The following is an 18,973-nucleotide window of genomic DNA, read 5'->3' on the forward strand; positions in this document are numbered from 1 at the left end:
AACACCATGCCCTACATGATCGAGACTTTCGACAAGGCCGGGAGCCTGGACCTCCGCAAGGCCAACCGCCCGGAGCATCTCGTCTACCTCGACCGGATCAAGGACCGGCTCCTGGCCTGCGGCGCGAAGCTGAACGACGACGGGAGCGATGCCGGCGGCGGCCTGTACGTCGTCGACGTCGAGACCCGCGCGGAGGCCGAGGCTCTGATCCAGGCGGACCCGTTCTTCAAGGTCGGCCTCTTCGAACGCGTCGAGATCAGGCGCTGGCGCAAGGCCTACCTCGACGGCCGCAGCTATCTCTGAGGCCGGGAGAACGCAGGTCGAGAGGAGCGGCGGTGCTCCGACGTCGAGCGGTGTGTCAGAACGAGAGACAGGGGAGGATACAATGATCGGTCGTAGCTGGGTGGCGGCCGCCGTGTTCGGCGCCGCTGCCCTCACCGCCCTGCCCGCATCCGCGCAGTACGCGGATGGCGGCATCAAGATCGGGATCCTGACCGACATGTCGGGCGGCTATTCGGATCTTGCCGGGCGAGGCTCCGTGACCGCGGCGCAGCTCGCGGTGGAGGATTTCGGCCGTTCGATTAACGGTCGGAAGGTCGAGCTGGTCTTCGCGGACCACCAGAACAAGGCGGACATCGCTTCGTCGATCGCCCGTCGGTGGTTCGACACCGAGGGGGTCGACGCGATCTTCGACACCAATTCCTCGGTCGCGGGGCTGGCGGTGCGCGAAGTTGCGCGCAGCAAGGGCAAGATCGACGTCAATTCCGGCGCCGGTTCCATGGCGCTGACCAACGCCGCGTGCTCGCCGACCGGCGCCCACTGGTCCTGGGACACCCACTCGCTCGCGGCCGGTACCGCTTCGGCGCTGGCGGATGATCCGAAGAACACGTGGTTCTTCATCACGGCCGACTACACTTTCGGGCACGATCTGGAGGCGCAGGTCACCCGCGTCGTGAAGGCCAAGGGCGGCACGGTGCTCGGGTCGGTCAAGCACCCGTTCCCCACCCCGGACTTCTCGTCCTACCTGCTGCAGGCGCAGGCCTCGGGCGCGAAGATCATCGGCATGGCCAACGCGGGCGCCGACACGATCAACACCATCAAGCAGGCGAGCGAGTTCGGGATCCTTCAGAACGGGCAGAGGCTGGGCGGCCTCAACATCTTCCTGACTGATATCTACTCCGTCGGCTTGCCGGCGGCGCAGGGCATGATCCTGACGACGGGCTTCTACTGGGACATGGACGATCAGACGCGCGCCTTCGCCCGGCGCTTCGGCGAGCGGATGGGCGGCCGGATGCCGACCATGGTCCAGGCCGGCGACTATTCGGCGGTGCTCCACTTCCTGAAGGCGGCCGAAGCCGCCGGCACGGATGACGGCCTGAAGGTGATGGCCAAGATGCGCGAGCTGCCGATCCAGGACTTCTTCGCCCGAAACGCCACGCTGCGGCCGGACGGCCGCCTGGTGCACGACATGTACCTCGCCCAAGTGAAGTCGCCGGCGGAGTCGACGGGGCCGTGGGATTCTTACAAGATCCTGAAGACGATCCCGGGCGACCAGGCGTTCCAGCCGCTCTCCGAGAGCACGTGCAAGCTCGTGAAGGGCTGACGCGCGCCTGCTGACTCGTCCCGGCCCGCGAGGGCGGTCGAAACCGGTGATCGCCGCGTTGGCGGTGGTGGTCCCCTCGGTCGCACGGGCGAGCCGGCCATGCACGGCTGGTTCGACCGATGTCGCCGTTCCTTCAGTGCGGCGCGGCGCGATCGGGGCGGCGCTAGTGCGACGTGCTCTCGACCGCGGCGGCGAAGACGTAGCCAACCCCGCGCTCGGTCAGGATGAGTTCCGGATCGCTGGGCCTGCGCTCGATCTTCCGGCGCAGCCGCAGGATCTGCACGTCGATGCAGCGATCGAAGACGTCGTCGTGGACGCGTGTGACCTGCAGCAGGTACTCGCGGCTGAGCGGCCGCTGGGGCGCGTCGAGGAACGCCGCCAGAAGCGCGTATTCCCGCTTGCCCAGGACGACTTCGATGCCGTCCGGATTGATCAGGCGCCGGCGCCGGCGGTTGAGCACCCAGCCGTCGAAGCGCCGGCACGGTGCCTCCGCCGGACGGGACGATGCCTGCGCCGCGACGCGGCGGAGGACGACGCGGACGCGCGCCAGGAATTCACGCAGGCCGTAGGGTTTGACGATGTAGTCATCCGCGCCGAGTTCGAGCCCGAGCACACGGTCGAGCTCCTCGCAGCGGTGCGCCGTGGTCAGGATGACGGGAAGATCGCTTGCCGCACGCAGATCCCGCAGAAGGTCGAGCCCGTTCTCCGCGCCCGGGCGAAGGTTGAGCACGACCAGGTCGAACTGCGAAGGATCCGCGAGCTGCGCGCGCGCCTCGGCCCGGGTCGTGACCGGAACCACGCCGACCCCGTTCTCGCCGAGGTAGCCGCAGACGACGCGCTCGACGTCCGCGTCGTCGTCGACGAGCAGAATGCGTAGGCCATGGTGCTGCACGGGCGATGCTCCTCCCGGGTTTGGCCGTCGGGATCTGCGGAGAGGCGGCTCGAGGCCGCCCGAGGCTGTCCGGCCGCCCAGGGGCCGCCGGACGCGCGGTCTCCCTTCGCCGGCCGATCGGCCGGTCCGGTCCTCCGGCGACGGGTTGGCTCAGCGGCAGATCCGCTCGTAGCGGCCCCGGAACGGGCTGAAGATCAGGCGGCAGTCGCCGAAGCCGCTGTTCGCAGCGTAGCCGCCCGCCGGGCTCCACCATCCATGGCCGCCGAAGCGGTGAGGGAACCCGTGGTGAAACCCACTGGGCTGGAAGCCGTGACGGAAGCCGCCTCGGTGACCGAAGCTTCCGTGGCTGAACCCGCGCGCTTCGGCACGTCCTTGGACTGTCGCGGCGGCGGCGAGGGCGAGACCGGCCAGGATCGCGATCTTCGTCGAGGTGGTCGTCATGATGAACCTCCCGTTGCGTGACGGAGACGATGCACCGGCCGGCAGGGGGCGACTGTGATCCCGGTCACAGTGTCGGCGGGCGCCTGCGCGCAGGCGCCGGTCGCTCGGGACAGCCGCTAGGGCTCGGCCGCGCGCGGGTGGCTCAGCCAGACCTCGAGGGGCCGGCTGCGGCCGCGGATCGCCGCCGTCCGGCCCTCGAACGCGCTCTCCGACAGGGCGAGCCCGGCCGCGTGCGCCAGATCGGCGCTGAGCGCCAAGCGGGCGTTGGCGTCCGCGGCGACCGTGAGCAGCCGGCTCGCGACGTTGACCGTGTCGCCCGTGGCCGTGATGTGCTGGTTGGTGTCGCTGCCGAGGCGCGAGAGGATCACCGGTCCGTAATGCGCCCCGATGCGCAGATCGAGGGCCGGGCCGGCCCCGGACAGGACCGGGCTGCGCGCGATCCAGGCGCGCGTGCGGGCGATGAGCTCTTCCGCGGCCTGGACGGCGCGCGCGGCTTGCTCGGGGTCCGGATCGAGAGCACCGAACAGGATCATGGCGCCGTCGCCCATGAAGTTGACGACGAGGCCCCCGCGCAGCGTCACCGTCTCGTCCACGAGATCGTGGAACGCCTTGAGCATCGCCCGGGTCCGGACGGGGCCCAGCTGCTCGCTCCGGCGCGTGGAGCCGGTGAGATCGACGAACAGTACTGGGATGTCCCGCGCGACGGGCTCGGCGAGGTAGCCTGGATCCCGCGCGAGCCGGTCGGCCAGCGCGGCGGGTTGCAGTCGCCGCAGGACCTGCTCGGATCGCGCCACCCGGGCACTCTGGCGGCGCTCGAGCGTCTGGCGCCCCACCGCGCAGACGACTGCCGGAAGTCCCACCGCCGCGAGCGGCAGCGCGGCGCTCGACCAGATGCCGTGCGCGAAGGCGACAGCGCCCGCGGTGAGCCATCCGGTCACCACAAGCAGCACCAGGATCAGCCCCGGGCCCGGCGGCAGGAGCGCGATCGCGAGCGCCGCTCCGACGGACAGGACCAGGGCTGCCGCCGCGTCGCGCCGCCGCACGCCGGCGTCCCGGACGAGGCCGTCGCCGGTGGTCAAGTGGGCGATGCCCGTCGCGAGGAGCTCGACGCCGGGCATGACCGGGTCGAACGCGGTGGCGAAGGTGTCGCCGCCGCCGAGCGCGGTGACGCCGATCACGACGATGCCGTCCGAGAGCGCCGCGACCGGGGCCGTGCCGTCGAGGAGGGAGGCCGCGCTCACCGTCGCGATCGTGCGTCGCGGACCGTAGGGCCGCAGCGGGAGGTGGTAGCCCAGGTCCAGGGGAAGCGCGCCGCCGCCCATCCTGACCCGGCCCTTGCTCAGCACGGGATCGCTCCGGGCCGCCAGAGCCGCGGCACGCAGGACGAAGGATGGGGCGACGCCCTCGTCCGTCCGAACGACCAATGGAAGATGACGGGGAACGCCGGACACGTCCTCGGCGACATTGACGACGCCGGACGCGACGTGTGCGCCGAGCGTCGGCGTCGGTCGATGGAGCGCGGTGGCGACCGGGATGCCGTCCTCGCTGGCGGTGCCTCCGAAGACGGCCGCCGAGGCCAGGACCGTGCTGGTCTTGCCGAGGGCGGCGGCGAGCGCGCCGTCCGCCTCCGGCTGCCGTCCCGCGTCGAGGAAGAGCACGTCGACGGCGATCACGCGCGGGCGAGCCTCCGCCACCCGCTCGACGAGCCGCGCCATCGTGATCCGCGAGATTGGGAAGCCGCCCTCGCGCCGCACCGTCTCGTCATCGATCGCCACAACCGTGAGGTTGGCCGGCGGCGTGCGCGGGCCGGCCAGGCGCAGGCGCAGATCCGTGAGGGCTGATTCCAGACGGTCGAGGGGTGTCGCACGACCGGCGAGATGAAGGTGGCCGAGCCAGGCGCCCCAGGCGAGCGCGCCGAGCGACGCGGCGAGGACGAAGACGTGCTGGGTCCGGCGGGAGGCCGGATCGGGTTCCGGAGCCGCCGCTCGACCGGTCTCGCTCAACGCCCGAACCGCTCGAGCAGGCTCCTGACGCGCTCCTGAGGCCAGCGCCGGACCTCCAGAGCGTCGCGGCTCTCGTCGACGTCGACGCCCTCGCCCGGTCCGAGCGTGACGGCGATCAGGGGGGCGTCGCGCCGGGCAACGTCGACCCGCCCCTGCTCCACGAAGACGGAGGTGCGCGCCCGGGTCACGTCGACCGCGTAGACCGTCCCGCGCACCGACGCCACGGCGTGGGGCGTGAGGATCTGGAACCCGTCCCGTCGGACGCGGCGGCTCGCCGGGATGGTGACGAAGACCGCGTTGCCGCCGATCTCCGCGCCCTTGAGATGCCCGTCGCCGTCCGGGCCTACGGGGCGCAGGCTTCCCGCGCGTTCGACTTCGAGCGTGAGGCCGTCGGCGCAGTGTAGGATTCGCAAGGGAGGATCGAAGCGCGTCGTCTCCGTGCAGCGCGTCTGGGCGCCGGCACTCGACGCGGCGACGGTGAGGGCGACCACTGCCGCCAGGCGCGCTGCGGTTCTCATGCGATGGGGCTCCGTCGCCATAATCGTGTCCGAACCATGCCGGGTCATGTCTGCGCGCGCGCGCCGAGCGCGACGAGGCGGTGTGAGGCCCGCACGGTCACGCGCGAGCGGCTGAGATCGACGAGGCCCGACTTACGCCAGTCCTGAAGGACGCGGTTGACGCTCTCCCGGGCCGCGCCGACGAAGGCCGCGAGTTCCTGCTGCGTCACCTGGATCTCGGCGCCGTAATCCTCCGACAGCATGATCAGGCGCCTGGCCAGGCGGATGTCGAGCGGCAGCAGCGTCGCCTCCTCCATCCGCGCGCTCATCCAGCGCAGGCGCTGGCACAAGAGACCGATGATCTGGACCGCCAGAGCGGCGTCCCGGGCGAGGAGCTCGAGCAAGGCCCGCCCCTCCACGACGAAGAGCTCGACCGGCTCGAGCGCCACGGCCTCGGCGGTCCGTGGATGACCGTCGAGGAAGGCGATCTCGCCGAAGACGTCGCCCGGCCCGAGCAGGTTGAGGGTGACCGCACGACCGTCGTCGGAGCCGGCCCCGATCCGGATCTGCCCGCGCCGCACGGCGTAGAGGGCGTCGCCCGGATCGCCCTTCTGGAACAGGATCTCGTTGCGCGCGAGGCTGCGCGTCGTGCAGAGACCGGCGATGGTGTCGATCGCTTCCGGACCAAGCTCAGCGAAGAACGCGTTGGCCTTCAGGAACCGAATGAGCGTGTGCGACGGGCTCACGACTGCATCTCTCCGGCCGTCGAGCTGGAGCTTATGCGCGTGTCGGGGCGCGATTAGCAAGGCTGACACCGCGCCGACGAGGGATGATCATGGGCGCGGCCCGCGGGCGGGCTCGGTGCGGTGACGATTGCTACAGGCCGTGCGCCCGCCTCAGCAACTCCGCGGCCCGTTCGCCGATCACCGCGCAGGGCGCCTGCGTGTTGCCGGTGGTCACGCGGGGCATGATCGAGCCGTCGGCGATCCGGAGGCCGTCGATGCCGTAGACCCTGAGCGCGGCATCCACGACCGACATCGCGTCGCGGCCCATCTTGGCGGTGCAGCTCTGGTGCCAGTACGTGACGGCGGCATCGCGGATGTAGTCGGCCATCGCCGCGCCGGACAACGGGCCCGGCATGGCCTCGGCGCGCGCATAGGGGCGGAATGACCGCGCGTTGCCGAGGGCGCGGCAGAGTTCGACGCAGGCCGCGGTCGTCGTCACGTCGGCCGGGTCGGACAGGAAATTCGCCTCGATGGCCAGCGGAGTCGCGATGTCGGCGGTCCGGAGCCGCAGGCGGCCGCGGCTGGCGGGCTGCGCGAGACCGGCGAACATCGTCCAGCCATGGGCCGGCACGCCGCGCGCCGCCGTCCGCTCGCTGGGAACCGGAAACTCGACTTGGCAGAACAGCAGGTCCGGTGCGGAGAGGCCGGGCCGGCTCGTCCAGTACAGGGTCGCCTCACTGCCGGTGTTCCGCGGCGCGATCGGATCGGCGTATTCCCAGGTACATCCGAAGGACACGTGGTCCTGAAGATTCTGCCCGACGCCGGGCAGATGCTGCACCGACGGGATCCCGAGCGCTCCGAGCTCGTCCCGGTCGCCGATCCCCGAGAGCATCAGCACCTTGGGCGTGTGGATCGCCCCCATCGAGAGCACGACCTCCGCACGCGCGCCGATCGTCCTGACCGCGCCCGCGTGGACGAACTCGACCCCCTCGGCGCGGCAGCCGTCGAAGGTCACGCGGCGCACGAGCGCGTCCGTGAGGACAGTCAGGTTCGGGCGGTCGAGCCAGGGATGGACGTAGGCGCGGAACAGCGAGACGCGCCGGCCGTCGCGGACCAGCATGTCGCTGAGGGCCGCGCCGCCGGGCCCCTCCATCATGCGCCCGTTGGGATTGTCGAAGGTCGGGATCCCCAGTTCCCGCGCGGCGTCGAGCATGGCGAGTGCTACGGGGCTGGGATCGTGGGCGGGCTGCACCCAGACGGGGCCTCCGCTTCCGCGATAGGCCGGATCGGGAGCACCGCGCCAGTTCTCGATGCGCCGGTAGATGTCGAGCACGCTCTCGTAGCCCCAGCCCGCGTCGCCGGCCTCGGCCGCGAAGGCATCCCAGTCGCACCGGTGGCCGCGCGCCCACACCATGACGTTGACGCTGGAGCCGCCGCCGAGCCCCTTGCCCATCGCCATGGAGAGCGCGCGCCCGTTCAGGTGGGCATTCGGCTCGGCGACAAATCCCCAATCCCGCTCGCCGCCCAGGTTGGTGGGCCAGAGAGCCGGATCGAGCACGGATTCGGCGTCGTCCGAGCCGCCGGCCTCGAGTAGCAGCACCTGGACCTCGGGGTTCTCCGCCAGGCGCCGCGCGACGACCGATCCGGAGGCGCCGGCGCCGCACACGACGAAGTCGTAGTCCGGCTTCAAGTCGGCGGTCAGCCGGGCCTGATTCTCCTCCGCGCGGCGCGCGAAATCATTCCCGTCGGGGGCGCCTGGAGAGCTCATGATCTGGGAGATCCCTGTCGGAAGCGGGCGGGGCGTGGCCCCGAAGCAGTCGGCGGAAGGGCGGCGCCCGGATGTGAACCCGTTCGCTGACGCCGAGCTGGTGTCCGCCCCGGCGACGCTCGCGTCAGGTCGCGTCCTGTTAGTTCGCGTGCGGCGGACCCGCTACGGCAGAACGCCCGCGCCGACCTGGGCAAATCGCACGACCTTGCCGCGGGCCCTTCCAAGACGGCCGCGGGCTCGCATACCCTCGGCCTCTCGGGAGGACACGGGTGTCGATCTTCAGCGTCAAGCAGGTCCTGGCCGCCTGGGACGCGCGCGAGCTGAACCTCAAATGGGCTCTGGTCGGCCGCATCGCGCTGATCGCGATCCTCTGTGCGGCCGGCGCCGGCGCGTACGCGCTGCACGACGTCGCGGGGAAGACCAGGCAGAGAAACGTCGAGACGGCGGGAGAAGTGCACACGCAGCTCCGCCTGCAACTCCTGCGGATCGACCGGGCCGCCGATATCCCGCAACACTTCCCGGACTGGGACATCGTCACCCGCTACGCGCTGCAGCCCGGTCAGCGCGTGCGTCTGATCCCGGCGGAGACCGGTCCGACTCTGTCGAGCTGCTTCGGCGTCGAGCCGCATGCCCGTGCGGCACCCGATCGGTTCGCGACGCTCTACCGGGCCCTCTTCTTCGCCGGATCCACCGTCAGTCTGCCGCTGGAGCACCAGGGCTCGCGGACGGGGATCGTCGAGGCGGACACCAATCCGGCCGCCGTCGTCGGTTCGGCGTGGATCGTGTTCTCGGCATGCGCGACCGCGTCCACGCGCTCGGCGGGCAGATCGTGACCGACACGTCTTCGGGCGGCGGGTTCCGCCTGCGCGTCCGCTTCCACACCTCGCTCGCACCCGGAGAGATGCCATAACGGGCAAACGCATACGGGTGATGCTCGTCGACGATCACGCCGTCGTGCGGGAGGGGTACCGCCGTCTTCTGGAACGACGGCCCGACATGGACGTCATCGCCGAAGCCCACGACGGCGCAGGGGCCTACCTCGCCTACGGGACGGCGGTGCCGGATGTGGTCATCATGGACATCAGCATGCCCGGCCGCGGCGGGATCGACGCCATCCGTCAGATCCGGCAGGTGGATCCGAGCGCCCGCATTCTCGTGTTCAGCGTGCATTCCGCCGTCAGCTACGCGCTCCAGGCGATACGCGCCGGCGCCCGTGGCTACATCACGAAGAGCAGCGCTTCGGAGCTTCTGATCGACGCGGTGCGCAGCGTGTTCAACAACAAGCTGACCCTGTGCGGGGAGATCGCCCACCTGCTGGCCGCGAGCCGTCTGGAAGACCAGCACCCCCCGATCGACCAGTTGTCGCCCCGGGAGTTCGAGATTCTGCGGATGATCCTGGATTCGCGGCATACGGAGGAGATTGCGTCCGATCTCAGCCTCTCGCCGAAGACTGTCGCGAACTATCACTACGCCATCAAATCCAAGCTCGGTGTCAGCTCGGATGTGGAACTCGTCTATCACTGTATCCGGTGCGGCCTGATCGATCCGTTCTCCGCCATTGGACCGGACTAGGTTTCGCGGCAATATCCTGAACCCGGCGGGTTTCGGGTCATTCTCCGGCTTCGTGGAAGGTCCGCGACCGAGAGCCCGCCGCCTGCCACGCCGTCGGCCTGCCGGCTCCCATGTTCCAGGTCTCCAGTTTTCCGAGCACGCCCCAGGCGGCCAGCCCGATGAAGATCGGCATCGTGTACGGACTGAGTCCGAAGGCCGGCGTGATCTGCGCGAGAAGCTGGCCCAGACCTGTATTGAGTGGCACCTGCGAAAGTATCTGTGTCACGACAGCGCCGATGATGCCGATCGCGGACTTCTTGCCGGAGAGCAGCTGTCCGATCGTCTGCCCGAGCGCACCGTTGACCGGCCCGAGGATCGCGCCGTCAGGACCCGCGCGTGCTGCGCCAGGAGCGGCCCGCTCGGTCGGAAGGCGCGCGTTGTCGATCTGTCGACGCAGGGCCTGAAGGAGCTCATCGAGCCGGGCCGCTACGTCCACGGGCGGCGCGGCCGGCGCGACCACCGCCGGATGCACCGTGGCGGGGTGCATCGTGGCAGCCGCCCGCGCAGCGACCTGTCGCTCCAGGTCCTCGATGCGCGTCAGCACCGCCCTGTCCGGACCCGCCGGCTGCAGCGCCTCCTGGATGGCCGCGATGGTGCGGGCATCTGCGAGGCCGGTATCGTTCAAACCGCACCGCGCCTGGAACTTCGATACGGCCGCCATGGTCCGCGGTCCGTTGCGGCCGTCCTCGGCGAGGACCGGCGTTGCGCCGAGGCGGTTGAGAGATCGCTGCACCCACAGCGTGCTGTCAGCGCGTTCGTCGTCGTCGTCACGGGTCAGCTCGGCCTCGCCGGAGCGCGGCGCCACGAGCTCGATCGTCGGATCGATGTCGAGGAGACTGCGCAGGATCACCGCGGTGCCGATCTGCGTGTCCACCACATCCGGGTCGAACACGTGATCGCGCACGAACTTGCCGCCGCGGGCGCCCGGTGGCCCGTAGGCCGTCGATCCGCCCCAGAGATACGGCGAGTTCACGCCCCGGCCATGGTAGCCGTAGCCGTTGAAGCCCTCCAGCCGATAGAGCGCACGCGCGAGGCTCCAGTCGCTGACCCCGATCAAGCTCTGGAGACGCAGCGCGTCGACCGCACCCTCGACGAAGGCCCGCGGCCCCGTGAAGGGGCCGCGCCCCTTCGGGACGATCGTGGTCCGTCGGCCGAGCGGCTGCCCGTTGCCGAGATACGTGTCGAAATCGAAGGCCGATTCCCGATAGTGGCAGAGACCGACGAACCACCAGGGCACGCCCGTGCGCGACTCGATCTCCTGGTAGCGCGATTTGCCGGCGGCGAGGTGCTGCGCCAGCTTGCGCACGGTCGCCTGCTTCTCGGGCCGGATCTGGAGCGACGCCCAGGTCTGCTCGTACCCGTCCCGAAGATCCTTGAAGGATGCCATGGCGATGCTCCGAGATTTTCGGCGACGAAGCCTTGATGGGACGGCGATTCCTGCACTTGGGCCGTTGCCGAAGCCGGAATGCGGCCGCGCGCCGACCGGCCGCTTTTCCGAGCGATCCTCGGATCCGGGCGCAAGAGCCCGCGGGCGCCCCGGGCCGCCGATGGACGGGACGTGCCCGCGGTGTCGGCGACGTTCTCGTCCTGCGACGGGCTAACCGGACCTGGCGGCGCCCGCCGACGGTCCGGCGTAGGAAATCCTGAACGCGGCCGGGAATGGCGTGCCCGCATCCTCGACCACGCCGTCCGCCCGCACGTCGTCGCGGAAGAGGATGCGGCGAACGATCTCCGGGATCATCGCGCTCGCCACGTAGCGGCCGAGGCATTCGTGATGGCCCCGGCCGAAATGCAGGTAGGTGTGATCCGGGCGGGTCGGATCGAAGCGGTCCGGTTCGGGCACGCCCTGCGCGTCGAACATCGCGGACAGACTGAGCGGTAGCACGATCCTGCCCTTCGCGATCCTGCTCTCGGCCGGGCTGCCGCGGCCGAGCACATGGTCGGTTTCCGCTTGTCGGAACATGAAGGCGACGATCGGCGCGAAGCGCAGCGCCTCCCACACGTAGCCGTCGAAGGCGGCAGGTCCGGTCCGGGCGGCCGCGCGCGCGGCCTCGAGAATCTGCGGCCTTCCGAGGAGCTCTGCGAGGGCGTTCACGACGGCCTCCGAGGTTGTCTCGATGGCGCCGATCAGCAGGCCACCGACATTGATGACGACGCGGTCCATGCCGAAGCCGGTCGCCGCGGGCAGGTGCAGCCGGAGGAGTCGTGTGAGGACATCGTCTGGCAGATCGGCGCCGGCCTCGATCGCTGCGACGCGCGCCGGGATAATCATGGCGAATGCCGCCCGCATCTCCTGGCGCGCCCGATCCGCCGCCGCGTGGACGGCCTCGGCATCCGCGCGCTCGTCGAAGGGGAGGTTGTTGAATTGGTCGAACTGGTTCGCGTAGGACCAGCGCAGCAGGTCGGCATCGGGGGCCGTGAACCCGAAGAAGCGCTGCACGATCCGCAACGGCACCAGGCGAGAGATCGACGCGACGACGTCGATGGCTCCGCCGCCCTCGTCGAGGGCCCCGTCGGTGATGGCGCCCGCCAGATCCCGGATGGCCGGAAGATCGCGCCAGGACAAAACGGCGCGCATGACCGCCTTGTCGCGGTAGTTCACCTCGGTGCCGTCGAGCGCCAGCATGAACTCGCCCATCTTGGGCTTGTAGAGCGCGACGGAGAAGACCTGCGGCAGGGACAGGATCTCCTCGACCTCGGCGCGGCCCGCCACCAGGACAGCCGCGCCGCAATCCAGAGCGGTCCGCCGCGCGCGCAGCTGCGCGAAGAAGGGCCGCGGCGCGCGGGCGATCCAGTCCCGGGCGAACCGCCAGCGCTGCGACACCGGCAGGGCCTCAAGGAATGCGAGGCAGGGTGCCTCGGGAGCGACGGCGCGCATGCACGACCTCCGGTGTCCTTCGCGGTGAGACTCGAAGCGCCCGGCCCGGCGCCGGGTGCGTCAGTTGAGGGAGATGTCCAGTCCTTCGCGCAGACGGGCCACGAGCTCGCCCTGCCGATGCGTCTCCGTCTTGGCGAACAGGGCGCGCAGCTGGGTGCGGGCGGTCGAGATCGCGATGCCGCGGTCCTGGGCATGGGCTTCGAGGGACCGTCCCGATGCCACCGCGTTGGCGAGGATCGACTCGGCCGCGGTCAACCCGAACAGCTTCTGCAGCCGCGCGGCGTTGCTCTCCTGGACCTTCTGGGTTCCGGTCCGAATCACGATCGCCAGTTCGGCCCGCACCTTCGAGCCGGTGCTCGGCGGCCGCTTCGACAGCGGGTGCAGCGACACGCGATAGGGCACGCCGCTCTCGCCGCAGGTCACGGTGATGTGGTCGGCCTGCGTGATCGCGACGTCACCGCTCGCGGCCGCGAGCGCCTCGCCGGCGGCACGCGCGATCCGCCGCCCGGTCTGGCTGTCCTTGAGGACGAGGCTGCCCTTCACGAAGGACAGGCCGGTGCGGGACCGCGCGAGCGCCTCGGCGGCGCGGTTGGCGTGCGCGACGCGCAGGTCGCAATCCGTGAGGATCACGGCGGCATCGAGCAGGTCCAGGGCGGAGGCGAGATCCGACGTGCGCTCGGATGCCTGCCGCATCAGAGCGTACAGCTCGAAGGCCCGGCGCAGGTGCGGGACGAGCATCGCCAGGCGCCGGACCTCGTCGGACCGGAAGGGGCCGCCCTCCTCACCCCGCATCGCCGCCAGCGTCGCCATGACGTCGGCTTCCTTGGCGAAGTAGGTGACGAGGCTGTGCTCGATCTCGAAGGGCTGCACGACCTCCTTGAACAGGGCCGACTCGCGGAATCGCACCGCGTCCACCCCCTCCTCGGCGCGGATGACCTTACCCTGGTTCGACAGGATGTACGGGAGGCGCGGATCCTCGGTCGCGTGCCGGTAGAGGAACTCGCGGTACCGCGACCGTTCGAAGCCGGACACTGCCCAGATCGGCTTGCGGTTCCCGTCGAGGCTGAACACGGCGAGCTGTCCGACCCGGCCGCCGACGAAATGCGTCAAATCCTCCAGGAGCGCGGACCACTCCTCAGGCTGGCCGACGCGGTCGTAGATCGACCCGACCAGGGCCGAATATGCCTCGAGATCCTGCATGACCTAGCTCCACCCTGCGTGCGAGTTCTGAATGTCGTCAGGTCTCCAATCTTTGACTCGAACCGAAATGGTCCGACGCCGACCGATCTATCACGGATGCAAATTATGAGAAAATCAATACTGTCAATAATGAAATCTCGCCGCTGAAGGCCCGGCTAAAGGGTCCGCAGATACTCCAAGAGCTGCCGGCGCTGCACGTCGTCGAGTTGCTCCGTCCCGTAGGCAGGCCCCTCGTGGCCGGCATTGGCATTGCCCGGCAACGCGGTGTCGAACAGGAATGGGCCGATATCGGACCGGAAGCCGATGCGGTCCTCGTCCAATTCGCGGCTGCCGACACGGAACGTCCTGGATCGCCGGGCTGAAGGCAGCAGGAGCTCGTACAGATTCGGCACCGACCCGTTATGCAGATACGGGCCCGTCGCCCAGATTCCGTTGAGCGGCCGTGCCTTGTAGACCAGCAGGTCGCGGTCTCTCCGCGCGTCGATGAAGTCGGCCACGAGGCCCTTGCCGCCGGCGGTCGAGACATCGTTCAGCATCTCGTTGCGGGATTCGAGGGCGGCGGTACCGCGCTTGAGCAGCCGGTCGAGGATGATGGCCTGGTCCGCGCCGATGCCTGAGGGATCCGGTCCGCGGTCGATCGGCGCCAGGATCGCGCCGGCGACGAGCGTCGAGACGAGTTCGAGGCTGCTCGTCTCGGCGGCCAGGGGCGGCGTCGTCGCCAGGAACGGCATCCGCACCCCCGCCAGGATCCCGGTTCGCGCCCGCCTGGATACGGCATTCGTCGCCATCCTCGCGTCGGTCCCGATCTCCGCCAGCGGGGTCAGGGTCACCGTCTGGGTGCGGTTCGCGCCGGTCGGGGCGATCGCGTGGCAGGACACGCAGTAGCGGTCGTAGTGGGCCTTCCCGGCCGCGGCGTCCCGTTTCTGCGCCTCCGTGCGCGGCGCGATCCGGTCGGGCCAGGCCGGCGCCGTGAGGGCGCCCAGCTGGTTCTCGATCCGCAGGAGGTTCACACGGTCCGCCGAAGTCTCGAACCAGAGCGGCGGCAGGGTCGGCTCCCGGATGTCGGTACGGGCGAAGACTCCGAGGACCTCGCCGACATTCCGGCCGAGCCGCTCGACGGCGAGCCCGTTCGGGGCCGAGCCGTTCCACTGCACCCGGTCATGCCACGACGTATCCCAGAGGAAGGGGTAGCTGACGGGCGCATCGGGCGGGGCGATGTTGTGCGGGTCGCGGAGATCGATGCCCGTCGCCCGGTTGAAGATCATCCCGAAGGCGTCCAACCGTGCCGGCCCCCAGGGCACCGTGGTCCGGCTCGACGCGACGTAGCGGGAGAAATCCTCGGCGAACCGGGTCAGGCTCGCCCGCAATCGGCGACGATCCGCCTCGGACGGGTCTTTACTCGGCGCCGACAGTTCCGGTGGAATGACGCGGCGGGCGAAGCGTTCGAAACGCGCCGTATCGTCGGCCGTCTGTGCGACGGCGCGGCCGAGTTCTTCGATGAAGGCGAACATGTCCGCGTCCGACGGCCCGCCATCGATCAAGATCGATCGGCCGCGCAGGTCGACACGGTTCACGTGGCAGGCGGCACAGGTCATGCCGATCCATTCACCGCGATCGTCCACATCCTTCACGAAGCCGATGGGTAGCCCGGTGCGGATCGACCCGAGCTCGCCGTCATACGGGTTCGGCAGGTAGCCGAAGCGCGCGAGTCCGTCCGCGACGAAGAGCGCGTCGTCGTCGGGCCTCTCCAGGGACATGAACCATGCGTAGGGCATGATCTGCGAACCCTGGCTCGCGCCGTAGAACCACGCACGCTCCCGTGGATTCCAGGATTGCTGAAGAAATTGCGGGTTCCCTTCCGGCTCCTGGTCGGCGGCACGCAGTCCGGCCTGCGCCGGGACCAGGATCAGTGCCGTCAGCGCGACGCAGCGGGCGGTCTGGGAGCGGGTCACGATCGCACCTGGGACATGGTGGGAACCCTGCCTTCGCGAAGCGTCTCGTCAGGATCAATAGACCCGGACCTTCTCCGGCGCGTCCTTCAAATGGATGATGCCCCAATACAGTTTTTCTGGGAGAGTCGAGTGGTCAGCAATTTCCCACGTCAGCATGTCGAGTATCGGCCTTTGCCGCGATGCCGTCTCGGTTCGTTTCTTGCCGGCGGCGTCTCCGTTGAAATCGGTTGCTGAGCTGTTGCTTCGAAGCTGAAAATTAGACGTGAATTGTTGCAATGTCCGCGAAGGATTTCGTCAGCGATGGCCGGTGGGGCGGCTCGCCCGGACACGCCCTCTGGCTGTCGGCTGAATCGCGCGGTCCGCCACCGAGCGGGCGATAGGAGGAGCGATGAGCACCGGTATCGCAGACGCCGAGGCGGAGCTCCTCACCCATCATCTGCCCGCGGTGATGACGGGTCGCGACGCGTGGTTCCTGGACACCAGGCAGGCGCTCGGGGAGGAGATGGATCACTTCTGCGGGCCGCTGCAACCCGGCGATCACACGCCCTGGCAGGCGCGGGCCGACCAGGCGCGGCTCGCCGCTCTGTGCCTGTCCGGGGGCGGGATCCGCAGCGCCACCTTCTGCCTCGGCGCCTTGCAGGCCCTGGCCAGCCGCCGGATGCTCGGCGAATTCCACTACCTGTCGACCGTATCTGGAGGCGGCTTCGCGGGCGGCTGGTTGCAGACGTTCATACGTCAGTGCGGCAGCGTCGCAGAGGCCGAGCGCCAACTCGGGGGCTCGGGCAACGAGATCTTCGCCAAGCTGCGGCGGTACACGAACTACCTGACTCCTGAGGTCGGGATCCTGTCGCGGGACACCTGGGCCGGCATCATTCTCTACATCCGGAACACCATCCTCAACTGGCTGATCATCTTCCCGCTGCTGCTGTTCGTTCCCCTCGCCTTGCTGGCCTACAGGACGGCCCTCGAGGCTGCGAGCCGCAGCACGCTGTGGCTTCCTCTGTTGCTCGGCAGCGGAGCACTGTTCGTCGCGACGTTCAGCGCCTGCATCCTGCTGCCGAGTCACCGGCCGCGGAACGGCGCGGTCACGGCGTACGCGTCCCCGACACGGATCGCGGCCTGCATCATCGCGCCGACCTGCCTCTGGGCCCTTGCCCTGCCGTTCACGCTCCGTGCGCTGTTCGAGCAGCCGCTGCCGGTCTCGGGCCTGTCCCTGTGCCGCCTGGGGCTCGCGTATTTCGCCGTGCAGGTCGCAGCCTATCTCGGCGGCTTGCTCTGGCAGACGTCCAAGGGCCATCCGGGCCTATGGCTGTACGAGCGGAATGTCGGTCCCTGGCTCGCCAGCAGTCTCGTCTCGGCCGTTCTGATCAGTCTCGGCGCCGAGTCGATCATCGGTTGGCTGGCGGGCGATGCCGCCGGCTTCGATGCCGGACGGGCTCAGGTCTCACAGTTCCTGACGGTCGCGGCGCCACCCGCGCTGATCGTCATCCATCTCCTCCAGAGCGTCATCTTCATCGGATTTCGGAAAAGCGCCGAATGCGCCGATCTCGACCGCGAATGGGTCGCGCGGGTCGACGGGCAACTCCTGCTGGCCGCGATGGGCTGGACGGGCCTGTGCCTGTGCTGCCTGATCGTGTCCGCCGTCGCGCTCGGTCGCGACGACGCGCAACTCCCTGCTGTGTTCAGCGCGCTCGGCGCCCTCGCCACCGGACCGGCCGCCGCCTTCCTGGGCAAGCAGGTCTTCTCCCGCGCGCAGTCCCTGTCCGCCAAGGGGCGGATGGACGACCTCGTGATGTTGGGCCTCAGCGCCATGGCGGCGGTCTTCGGGATCAGCCTGTTCGCCCTGATGGGTTGGTGCCTCGGCCGATTCCTCGGCAACGCGCATGATTGGTGGGGCGATTGCCTGATGCCGCGCTGGGCGCGGGGCGGCGCGGACCCCGGTGCCGCGTGCGGCATCAACCCCTACGGCATGATCCTGATTCTGGATCTGGCGCTGGCCGCGATCCTGGCCGGGGCCGTCTGGTTGTTCGGCCGCGTCAACGTCAACCGCTTCTCCATGCACGGCGTCTACCGCAACCGCCTGACGCGGGGCTTCCTCGGTTCCGCGCGCACGCGGCGCGACGCCGATCCCTTCACCGACTTCGACGAGGGCGACAGTCCGCGCATCGCCGATCTCGGGTCGGAGAAGCGTCTGCTGCCCGTCGTGAACATGACGCTCAACCTGACCGATCTCCTGCACACCGAGTGGGCGGAGCGGAAGGCCGCATCCTTCACCGCGACGCCCTTCGTCTGCGGCTCGGCGGTCCTCGACCGCGCGGACATGGCGCGCGACCTTCCGCACACCGGCGGCCCGCGCGGCGCCTACATCCGCACCTCGCAGTATGCCGGGATGGAGACGCGGGGCGATCGTGTCAGCGCGGGCAGAGGGCCGCTGCTGGGGGGGCTGCTGACGATCTCCGGCGCCGCGGTCAGCCCGAACTGGGGATATCATTCGTCGCGCCTGATCGCGTTCCTGATGACCCTGTTCAACGTCCGGCTCGGCGCCTGGCTGCCCAATCCCGCCGTGGCGCGTCGGGACGACCTGAAACTCGCCAAGCCTGCGAACTCCGTGCTCGCGCTCCTGAGCGAACTCGGCGGCCGCAGCACCGATGTGCGACAGGCCATCTATCTCTCGGATGGCGGCCATTTCGACAATCTCGGCGTGTACGAGATGCTGCGCCGGCGCTGCGCGCGGATCGTGGTGATCGATGCGGGCCAGGACGAACGATGCACCTTCTTCGACCTGGGCAACGCGATCCGCAAGGCCGAGGTGGATGGGCTGGCGAAGGTCCAGATGGGCGAGATGCGGATACTCTCCCGCTCCGCGATCGAGCGCGAGGGCAAGCGCGCCGGGGCGCTTGGCTACGCGCGCGGCACCATCTCCTATCCGGGTGCCCGTGACGCGGGATCGCTGATCTACATCAAGCCGAGCTTCCTGGACGACATTCCCGCCGAGGTCCGCGCCTACGGCGCCACCAGCCCAACATTCCCGCACGAGAGCACGGCCAACCAGTGGTTCTCGGAGAGCCAGTTCGAGAGTTATCGCGCTCTGGGCTTCTACCAGGTCAGCAAGATGTTCGGTTCGCAGCTCACGAGCCTGTCGGAATGGTCGGTCTATCTCGACAGTGAGATCGGTCGCCGGAGCTCGGAAACGTAGCCTCACTTCAGAGCGGCACGGTGTCGATCGCGCCGTCGGGACTTCGTCACCGAAGCCTCGGAAGAGCTCCGAAACAAGGATACCGAGCCGGCCGCGCTCGGGACCTTGGCAAGGCACAGAAGCATGATGGCTCGATGGACCCGACCCGGTCAGACGAGGCGACCGCCACCGAGCGCGTGGCCCTGGGACGGCGTTCAAGGTCGATCG

At 69.5% G+C, this 18,973-nt stretch carries 15 protein-coding genes; 5 read left to right on the plus strand and 10 right to left on the minus strand.

Annotated features, from left to right (window positions below):
* Positions 1-6: 6 nt before the first annotated feature.
* Both MOTC310_RS16675 and MOTC310_RS16680 read left to right on the plus strand, forming a co-directional pair.
* Complete coding sequence (locus MOTC310_RS16675) at positions 7-303, plus strand: YciI family protein (protein WP_331302571.1); 297 nt, start codon at positions 7-9, stop codon at positions 301-303.
* An 82-nt stretch (positions 304-385) separates the two neighbouring features.
* A complete protein-coding gene (locus tag MOTC310_RS16680) occupies positions 386-1,603 on the plus strand; it encodes an ABC transporter substrate-binding protein (protein WP_331302572.1) in 1,218 nt (405 codons plus the stop codon).
* Positions 1,604-1,766: 163 nt separating this feature from the next.
* Here MOTC310_RS16680 and MOTC310_RS16685 read toward each other — a convergent pair whose 3' ends face one another.
* The 6 genes from MOTC310_RS16685 to MOTC310_RS16710 form a co-directional block, all read right to left on the minus strand.
* Positions 1,767-2,495: a winged helix-turn-helix domain-containing protein gene (locus MOTC310_RS16685; protein WP_331302573.1), complete on the minus strand. Its 729-nt coding sequence runs from the start codon at positions 2,493-2,495 to the stop codon at positions 1,767-1,769.
* Positions 2,496-2,645: 150 nt separating this feature from the next.
* Positions 2,646-2,936, minus strand: coding sequence for a hypothetical protein (locus MOTC310_RS16690; protein WP_331302574.1), 291 nt, complete (start codon positions 2,934-2,936; stop codon positions 2,646-2,648).
* A gap of 116 nt (positions 2,937-3,052) precedes the next feature.
* Positions 3,053-4,939: a CHASE2 domain-containing protein gene (locus tag MOTC310_RS16695; RefSeq protein ID WP_331302575.1), complete on the minus strand. Its 1,887-nt coding sequence runs from the start codon at positions 4,937-4,939 to the stop codon at positions 3,053-3,055.
* On the minus strand, positions 4,936-5,457 hold the full coding sequence (locus MOTC310_RS16700; RefSeq protein WP_331302576.1) for a FecR domain-containing protein: 522 nt from the start codon (positions 5,455-5,457) through the stop codon (positions 4,936-4,938). Before MOTC310_RS16700 ends, MOTC310_RS16695 begins: the two co-directional genes overlap by 4 nt.
* Before the next feature lie 44 nt (positions 5,458-5,501).
* The gene (locus MOTC310_RS16705; protein ID WP_331302577.1) at positions 5,502-6,182 is read right to left on the minus strand and encodes a Crp/Fnr family transcriptional regulator; all 681 of its coding nucleotides are present in this window, start codon (positions 6,180-6,182) and stop codon (positions 5,502-5,504) included.
* 130 nt (positions 6,183-6,312) lie between these two features.
* A complete protein-coding gene (locus MOTC310_RS16710; protein ID WP_331302578.1) occupies positions 6,313-7,929 on the minus strand; it encodes a GMC family oxidoreductase in 1,617 nt (538 codons plus the stop codon).
* 269 nt (positions 7,930-8,198) lie between these two features.
* On the opposite strand from MOTC310_RS16710, the gene MOTC310_RS16715 reads away from it, so the two are divergent.
* A complete protein-coding gene (locus MOTC310_RS16715; RefSeq protein WP_331302579.1) occupies positions 8,199-8,762 on the plus strand; it encodes a hypothetical protein in 564 nt (187 codons plus the stop codon).
* Between the two features lie 97 nt (positions 8,763-8,859).
* Positions 8,860-9,501, plus strand: a complete 642-nt coding sequence (locus MOTC310_RS16720; RefSeq protein WP_331302580.1) for a response regulator transcription factor — start codon at positions 8,860-8,862, stop codon at positions 9,499-9,501.
* 37 nt (positions 9,502-9,538) lie between these two features.
* Here MOTC310_RS16720 and MOTC310_RS16725 read toward each other — a convergent pair whose 3' ends face one another.
* The 4 genes from MOTC310_RS16725 to MOTC310_RS16740 all read right to left on the minus strand — a co-directional run bounded on the left by MOTC310_RS16725 (position 9,539) and on the right by MOTC310_RS16740 (position 15,570).
* Entirely contained in the window at positions 9,539-10,846 is a 1,308-nt protein-coding gene (locus tag MOTC310_RS16725) for a peptidoglycan-binding protein (RefSeq protein WP_331302581.1), read from the minus strand.
* A gap of 291 nt (positions 10,847-11,137) precedes the next feature.
* Positions 11,138-12,166, minus strand: a complete 1,029-nt coding sequence (locus MOTC310_RS16730; RefSeq protein WP_331302582.1) for a cytochrome P450 — start codon at positions 12,164-12,166, stop codon at positions 11,138-11,140.
* Between the two features lie 312 nt (positions 12,167-12,478).
* Positions 12,479-13,618 carry a helix-turn-helix transcriptional regulator gene (locus tag MOTC310_RS16735; RefSeq protein ID WP_331302583.1) on the minus strand — a complete coding sequence of 380 codons (1,140 nt, stop codon included), beginning with the start codon at positions 13,616-13,618 and terminating at the stop codon, positions 12,479-12,481.
* A 155-nt stretch (positions 13,619-13,773) separates the two neighbouring features.
* Complete coding sequence (locus tag MOTC310_RS16740) at positions 13,774-15,570, minus strand: di-heme-cytochrome C peroxidase (protein ID WP_331302584.1); 1,797 nt, start codon at positions 15,568-15,570, stop codon at positions 13,774-13,776.
* Positions 15,571-15,958: 388 nt separating this feature from the next.
* Here MOTC310_RS16740 and MOTC310_RS16745 point away from each other — a divergent pair, with 388 nt between their 5' ends.
* Complete coding sequence (locus MOTC310_RS16745; protein WP_331302585.1) at positions 15,959-18,766, plus strand: patatin-like phospholipase domain-containing protein; 2,808 nt, start codon at positions 15,959-15,961, stop codon at positions 18,764-18,766.
* The last annotated feature ends 207 nt before the right edge of the window (positions 18,767-18,973 follow it).

This window comes from Methylobacterium oryzae (genome assembly GCF_036441375.1).
GTDB lineage: Bacteria > Pseudomonadota > Alphaproteobacteria > Rhizobiales > Beijerinckiaceae > Methylobacterium > Methylobacterium oryzae_A.

What these genes read in the sequence shown, in the direction of transcription:
- MOTC310_RS16675 (WP_331302571.1), top strand. Translation starts at nt 7, where the DNA reads ATGCCCTACATGATCGAGACTTTCGACAAGGCCGGGAGCCTGGACCTC.
- MOTC310_RS16680 (WP_331302572.1), top strand. Translation starts at nt 386, where the DNA reads ATGATCGGTCGTAGCTGGGTGGCGGCCGCCGTGTTCGGCGCCGCTGCC.
- MOTC310_RS16690 (WP_331302574.1), bottom strand. Translation starts at nt 2,936, where the DNA reads ATGACGACCACCTCGACGAAGATCGCGATCCTGGCCGGTCTCGCCCTC.
- MOTC310_RS16700 (WP_331302576.1), bottom strand. Translation starts at nt 5,457, where the DNA reads ATGAGAACCGCAGCGCGCCTGGCGGCAGTGGTCGCCCTCACCGTCGCC.
- MOTC310_RS16710 (WP_331302578.1), bottom strand. Translation starts at nt 7,929, where the DNA reads ATGAGCTCTCCAGGCGCCCCCGACGGGAATGATTTCGCGCGCCGCGCG.
- MOTC310_RS16720 (WP_331302580.1), top strand. Translation starts at nt 8,860, where the DNA reads ATGCTCGTCGACGATCACGCCGTCGTGCGGGAGGGGTACCGCCGTCTT.
- MOTC310_RS16730 (WP_331302582.1), bottom strand. Translation starts at nt 12,166, where the DNA reads ATGCTGGCGCTCGACGGCACCGAGGTGAACTACCGCGACAAGGCGGTC.
- MOTC310_RS16735 (WP_331302583.1), bottom strand. Translation starts at nt 13,618, where the DNA reads ATGCAGGATCTCGAGGCATATTCGGCCCTGGTCGGGTCGATCTACGAC.
- MOTC310_RS16745 (WP_331302585.1), top strand. Translation starts at nt 15,959, where the DNA reads ATGAGCACCGGTATCGCAGACGCCGAGGCGGAGCTCCTCACCCATCAT.